General features: G+C 68.9%; 8 protein-coding genes. 4 read left to right on the forward strand and 4 right to left on the reverse strand.

All coding sequences use genetic code 11. From position 1 onward, the window contains the following. The coding region (locus INE98_RS13100) for a stomatin-like protein (protein WP_293539430.1) at nt 1-783 on the forward strand (783 nt) is incomplete at its 5' end. A 1-nt stretch (nt 784) separates the two neighbouring features. Beyond that, on the forward strand, nt 785-1,246 hold the full coding sequence (locus INE98_RS13105; RefSeq protein WP_293515261.1) for an NfeD family protein: 462 nt from the start codon (nt 785-787) through the stop codon (nt 1,244-1,246). Here the strand turns inward: INE98_RS13105 and INE98_RS13110 are convergent. From INE98_RS13110 to ispH, 4 genes are all read right to left on the reverse strand, one after another. Then, a complete protein-coding gene (locus INE98_RS13110) occupies nt 1,209-1,697 on the reverse strand; it encodes a MarR family transcriptional regulator (protein ID WP_293515263.1) in 489 nt (162 codons plus the stop codon). The genes INE98_RS13105 and INE98_RS13110 overlap by 38 nt on opposite strands. Before the next feature lie 53 nt (nt 1,698-1,750). Next, complete coding sequence (gene rnhA, locus INE98_RS13115; protein ID WP_293539432.1) at nt 1,751-2,197, reverse strand: ribonuclease HI; 447 nt, start codon at nt 2,195-2,197, stop codon at nt 1,751-1,753. Further along, entirely contained in the window at nt 2,194-3,159 is a 966-nt protein-coding gene (thrB, locus tag INE98_RS13120; RefSeq protein WP_293539434.1) for a homoserine kinase, read from the reverse strand. Before thrB ends, rnhA begins: the two co-directional genes overlap by 4 nt. Before the next feature lie 132 nt (nt 3,160-3,291). After that, nucleotides 3,292-4,251, reverse strand: a complete 960-nt coding sequence (gene ispH, locus INE98_RS13125) for a 4-hydroxy-3-methylbut-2-enyl diphosphate reductase (RefSeq protein ID WP_293539435.1) — start codon at nt 4,249-4,251, stop codon at nt 3,292-3,294. Nucleotides 4,252-4,353: 102 nt separating this feature from the next. Between ispH and INE98_RS13130 the strand changes: the two genes are divergently transcribed. Both INE98_RS13130 and argS read left to right on the forward strand, forming a co-directional pair. Beyond that, nucleotides 4,354-5,040 carry a Tat pathway signal sequence domain protein gene (locus INE98_RS13130; protein ID WP_293539437.1) on the forward strand — a complete coding sequence of 229 codons (687 nt, stop codon included), beginning with the start codon at nt 4,354-4,356 and terminating at the stop codon, nt 5,038-5,040. Continuing rightward, on the forward strand, nt 5,037-5,538 hold a 502-nt coding region (gene argS / locus INE98_RS13135; RefSeq protein ID WP_293539439.1), incomplete at its 3' end, for an arginine--tRNA ligase. The genes INE98_RS13130 and argS, both read left to right, overlap by 4 nt.

Here is a 5,538-nt window from a genome sequence, read left to right on the forward strand (position 1 = left end):
AACATCCTGACCCCCTTCGTCGAGACGGTCGGCGCGCGGATCAACATGATGGAGCAGGTCCTGGACGTGCCCCGCCAGGAGGTGATCACCAAGGACAACGTCACCGTCCAGGTGGACGCCATCGTCTTCATCCAGGTGATGGATGCGGCCTCCGCCGCCTACCGTGTGACCAATCTCGATTTCGCCATCACCCAGCTGTCCATGACCAACCTGCGCACCGTGGTGGGCAACATGGAGCTGGACGAGGTGCTGAGCCAGCGCGACCACATCAACTCCCGCCTGCTGGCGGTGATCGACGAGGCCACCAGCCCCTGGGGCGTCAAGGTGGCGCGGATCGAGATCAAGGATCTCCTGCCGCCGCCGGACATCTCCAACGCCATGGCCCGGCAGATGAAGGCCGAGCGGGAACGCCGCGCGGTCATCACCGAGGCCGATGGCGAGAAGCAGGCGGCCATCGCCCGGGCCGAGGGCGCCAAGCAGGCCGCCATCCTGGAGGCTGAGGGCCGCCGGGAGGCCGCCTTCCGCGACGCCGAGGCCCGGGAGCGCTCCGCCGAGGCCGAGGCCGAGGCGACCCGCATGGTGTCCGAGGCCATCGCCAAGGGCGATGTCAACGCGATCAACTACTTCATCGCCCAGCGCTATGTGGATGCCTTCGCCAAGCTGGCGGAGAGCCCGCAGCAGAAGACAGTGATCGTCCCGGCCGAGATGTCCACCATCATCGGCTCGATCGCCGGCGTCTCCGAACTCCTGAACGGCGCCCGCAGCAGCGCCCAGGGAGGCTGAGATGGCGGCCCTGACCGAACTCCTGGCCGCCCAGCCTTTCTGGTTCTGGGGGGGGCTGGCCGTCGCCCTGCTCGCGGTCGAGGCGGCCACCGGAACGGGTTGGCTCCTGTGGCCGGCGGCCTCTGCCGGGGCCGTGGCTCTTGTCGCCCTGGTCCTCGATCCAGGCTGGACGGGGCAGGCGGTCCTGTTCGCCCTCCTGACGCTGGTCACCACCTTCGGCGCACGCCGCTTCTTCCCGAGGGGCGGCGCCGCCGCGCCGGGCGACATCAATGACACCACCTCCCGCCTGATCGGCCAGTCGGCCAGGAGCGTCGCCGCCTTCCATCACGGGGAGGGCCGGATCGCTCTCGATGGCAAGGAGTGGGCGGCGGAGCTGGAGGGCGGCGGCGCCCTGGCGGCCGAGGCCGAGGTCGAGGTCACCGGGATCAGGGGCGCGATCCTCCAGGTCCGTCGTCGGCGTTGAGAGACTCCAGGCTTCGGCGCAGAGCCTGGAGAAAGGCCAGGCCCTCCTTCAGATAGTTGTCATTCAAATCAGTCTTGAGGCGATCGGCTCCGGGGCGCAGGGCCGTCGCCGCCGCGCGGGCCATCCTGGCGCCTTCCGGGGTGAGGAAGACCTGCTTGCGCCGTCCGTCGCGGTCGTCACCCGCCAGCCGAATCCAGCCCAGAGCCTCCATACGCTGGAGCAAATGGGTCACCGCGCCCCGGCTCATCCTCAGGCGTGAGGCGATCTCCGCCGGGGGGGCGCCATCGCCGAAACGCAGAAAATCCCTCAAGACTTCAAAGTGTGTGTAAGACATGGGCGCCGGAAGCCGGGCCTCCACAGCCGCTCTCAGGGCGTGCTCGGCAGCGCCCAGTTCATAAAGGACCTCCAGGTGGGGCGGGTCCGTGGTCCGGGTCCGGATGACAGCTTCCACGATCGCGCCTCATATAGTTGCAAATACAACTATCAAACACGCCCTCGGCGGCGTCAAGGATCAAGGGGCCCCTCGGCGAGTCCCTTCCGGGCCAGGGCGTCAGCGCGTTCGTTGAGCTCGTGGCCGTTGTGGCCCTTCACCCAGCGCCACTGCACCTCGTGTCTCTGCCGGGCTTCGTCGAGACGGCGCCAGAGGTCCTCGTTCTTCACAGGCTTGCGGTCGGCGGTCTTCCAGCCCCGCGCCTTCCAGTTGCGCACCCACTCCGTAATGCCGGTGCGCAGGTACTGGCTGTCGGTGTGCAGCTCGACCCGGCAGGGACGCTTCAGGGCCTCCAGGGCGCGGATGGCGGCCATCAGCTCCATGCGGTTGTTGGTGGTCGCCGGATCGCCGCCAAAGAGTTCCCGCTCGTGGTCGCCCCAGAGCAGGACGGCGCCCCAGCCGCCGGGCCCTGGATTCCCCGAGCAGGCGCCGTCTGTGTAGATCACGACGTCCGGCGTCACTTGCCTGGGCCGAAGAGGAGGAGGTCGGCGGATTCCCGGTGGACCGCAAGCTTGCGCTCGTATTCCAGGGGCGACTTCGGCCGGACAAGCGCGCCTTCCGGAACAGGCCCCCAGTCCGCCAGCCGGGTCAGGAAGAACCGCATGGCCGCCCCTCGGGCCAGGATTGGCAGGGCGGCGCGCTCAGCCGGGGACAGCGGCCTCCGGGACTCGTAACCCGCGACCAGGGTCCGGGCGCTGGTCACGTTGAAGCTTCCGTCCGCCTCGAAGCACCAGGCGTTCAGGGCGATGGCGATGTCGTAGGCCAGCATGTCGTTGCAGGCGAAATAGAAGTCGATGGCCCCGGCGAAGGCCTCGGCCCGGAAGAAGACATTGTCAGGGAAGAAGTCCGCATGGATCACGCCGTCGGGCAGGCCGGAGGGCCATGCCGTGCCAAGGGCGTCGAGATCCGCGAGAATCGTTGCGGCGAGGCCCGGCTTGAGGGCTTCGGCCGCCGCCTCCAAGGACGCAAAGAGGGGCCGCCAGGCCGCCTGACCCAGGGTGTTCTCGCGGGTCAGGGCGAAGCCGTCGGCTGCAAGGTGAAGCCAGGCAAGCCCCGCACCCGCTTCGCGGCAATGGGCGGCGTTGGGTCGGCGCACCGAAAGCCCGGGCAGGAAGGTGACGATGGCCACCGGCTTGCCCCGAACGACCTTCAGGGTGCGCCCCTGACGGTCTGCGACGGGGGCCGCGCCCGGGAATCCGCGCCCCGCCAGCCAGGTCAGAAGGTCAAGAAAGTAGGGCAGGTCATCTGCCCGCACCCGCTTTTCGTAGATGGTCAGGATGAACCGCCCGGTCTCCGTCTCCAGGAGGAAGTTCGAGTTCTCGACGCCTTCCGCCACGCCCTTCAGCGACAGGGGCGCGCCGATGTCGAAGTCGGCGAGCAGGGTCTCCAGCTCCTCGTCGGTGATGTCGGTGTAGACGGCCATGCGCCCGGATTGGGCGAGGCGCGGCGCCGGGTCAAGCCAGTTCGTCGAGGCGCCGGAAACCGGCGTCGCCGTGGGTCGGCAACGGGGCGCACTCGGCCACCGCGGTCCTTCGCCGGTCACCGGCGGGCAGGCTCAGGCGAGGAGGGCGCGGGGAAGCTTGAAGCTGACGGTCTCGCGGGCCGCGCCGATCTCCTCGACTGTGACGGCGTAGGCGCTTCGGAGCTTGGCGATCACACCCTGGACAAGGTCTTCCGGAGCGGAGGCGCCTGCGGTCACGCCGACGGTCCCGGCGCCCTCCAGCCAGGCCAGATCCAGATCGTCGGCGTCGTCGATGAGGAAGGCCTTTGGGGCTCCGGCCTTCAACCCCACCTCCACGAGGCGCACCGAGTTGGACGAGTTGGCGGAACCGATCACCAGGAGGACGTCGCAGCCCCCGGCGATGGACTTCACCGCTTCCTGCCGGTTGGTGGTGGCGTAGCAGATGTCGTCCCTGTGGGGTGCGGTCATGTCCGGGAACCGCGCCTTCAGGGCCTCGACGATCTCCGCCGTGTCGTCGACCGAGAGCGTGGTCTGGGTGACATAGGCGACGCCGCCGGATCCGTCGGGGACAAAGCTCTGCGCCTGCTCCAGCGTCTCGATGAGAACCACGGCGCCGTCGGGAAGCTGTCCCATGGTGCCGATGACTTCCGGATGACCTGCGTGCCCGATCAGGAGAACCTGGCGACCCGCCGCGTGGTGCCTTGCGGCCTCCACATGCACCTTGGAGACCAGCGGGCAGGTGGCGTCGAGATAGGTCATGCCGCGCGCCCTGGCCCCCTCCGTCACCGAGCGCGGGCTGCCGTGTGCGGAGAACACCACCGGCCGGTCGTCCGGGCACTCCTCCAGGGTTTCGACGAACACCGCGCCGAGGTCCCGGAGGCGCGAGACCACGTGCCGGTTGTGGACGATTTCGTGGCGTACATAGACGGGCGCGCCGAAGCGCTCGAGGGTCGCCTCCACCACCTGGATGGCGCGATCGACGCCGGCGCAAAAGCCCCTGGGGGCGGCAAGGCGGACCCGCAGGACGGGCGGTTTGGCGGCGGCGTCTGTCATGTCCCCTATCTAGGGTCTGACTGGCCGCGTTGCAGCCGTAATCTTTAGCCAGTATCAGGGGGCCTCGTCGCGCCTTCCGCGCGACGCCTGCCGGACGACACGATGCGCAAGAGCTCCCTGATCGCCGCCTTCCTCCTCGCCTGCGCCTTCGCCGTCCCGGCGACCGACGCCCTGGCCCAGTCCCGTCGCAGCCCGGACGAACAACAGTCCGACGACGCGGCGCGCAAGCGCCAGCGCGACGCCGAGTTCGGGGACAACCAGGCGCCCCTGCCACAGCTTCGCAACGCTGGCCCTTGTCCCTTCGTGAAGGTTCTCTACGACGCCGGCCGCTATGTGGAGTTCGCCGGCGGGCGCGAGGCCTCCGCCGAGGTCGTCTGGTCGGGTGAAATCCAGAAGATCTCAGCCGGCTGCGCCTACAAGGACAATGAGCCGATCACCGTGGCCATGGACGTGCTGTTCGCCGTCGGAAAGGGTCCGCGGGCGACGGGAGACGCCAAGACCTACCGCTATTGGGTCGCCGTGACCCAGCGCAACCGGACGGTCCTCGAGAAGGCCTATTTCGACTTGCCGGTTCGCTTCCAGCCGGGAGAGGACCGGCTCTACGCGGTAGAGCGGATTGATGGCATCGTCATCCCCAGGGCCGCGCTCACCACCTCGGGCTCCAACTTCGAGATTCTGGTCGGCTTTGACGTGACCCCGGCCATGGCCGACTTCAACCGTCAGGGAAAGCGGTTCCGGCTTGACGCAGGGGCGCAGACTGCAGCTACGGGCGGCCGGACCCCCAGATGAGCGGGTTCCTCCGCGCGATTGACCAACGCCTCGCCGAGGCGTTCGGGACGCTTGACCTGCCCGTCGAACTGGCCCGCGCCACGCCCTCCGACCGGCCCGACCTCGCCGATTTCCAGTGCAACGGCGCCCTGGCGGCGGCCAAGCGCGTCGGCCGTAACCCGCGAGAGATCGCCGCCGCGGTGGCGGGCGTCTTGGGAAGCGCGCCCGAGTTCTCCGGTATCGAGGTCGCCGGGCCGGGCTTCATCAACCTCCGCCTGTCCGACGCCGCCCTTTCGGTCCGGGCAGGCGAGATCGCCGCCGACCCCCGGTTGGGCGCAGAGCGTGTCGTCGCGCCGCGCCGCATCCTGATCGACTATGGCGGCCCGAACGTGGCCAAGCCCATGCATGTGGGTCACCTGCGTTCGTCCATCATCGGCGAGTCGCTGAAGCGCATTCACCGCTTCCGGGGCGACGAAACGATCGGCGACGCCCATTTCGGCGACTGGGGCTACCAGATGG

This window comes from Phenylobacterium sp. (assembly GCF_020253645.1).
Classification (GTDB): domain Bacteria; phylum Pseudomonadota; class Alphaproteobacteria; order Caulobacterales; family Caulobacteraceae; genus Phenylobacterium.

Coding starts and splice junctions, on each gene's coding strand:
- INE98_RS13105 (WP_293515261.1), top strand. CDS start 785: ATGGCGGCCCTGACCGAACTCCTGGCCGCCCAGCCTTTCTGGTTCTGG.
- thrB (WP_293539434.1), bottom strand. CDS start 3,159: ATGGCCGTCTACACCGACATCACCGACGAGGAGCTGGAGACCCTGCTC.
- ispH (WP_293539435.1), bottom strand. CDS start 4,251: ATGACAGACGCCGCCGCCAAACCGCCCGTCCTGCGGGTCCGCCTTGCC.
- INE98_RS13130 (WP_293539437.1), top strand. CDS start 4,354: ATGCGCAAGAGCTCCCTGATCGCCGCCTTCCTCCTCGCCTGCGCCTTC.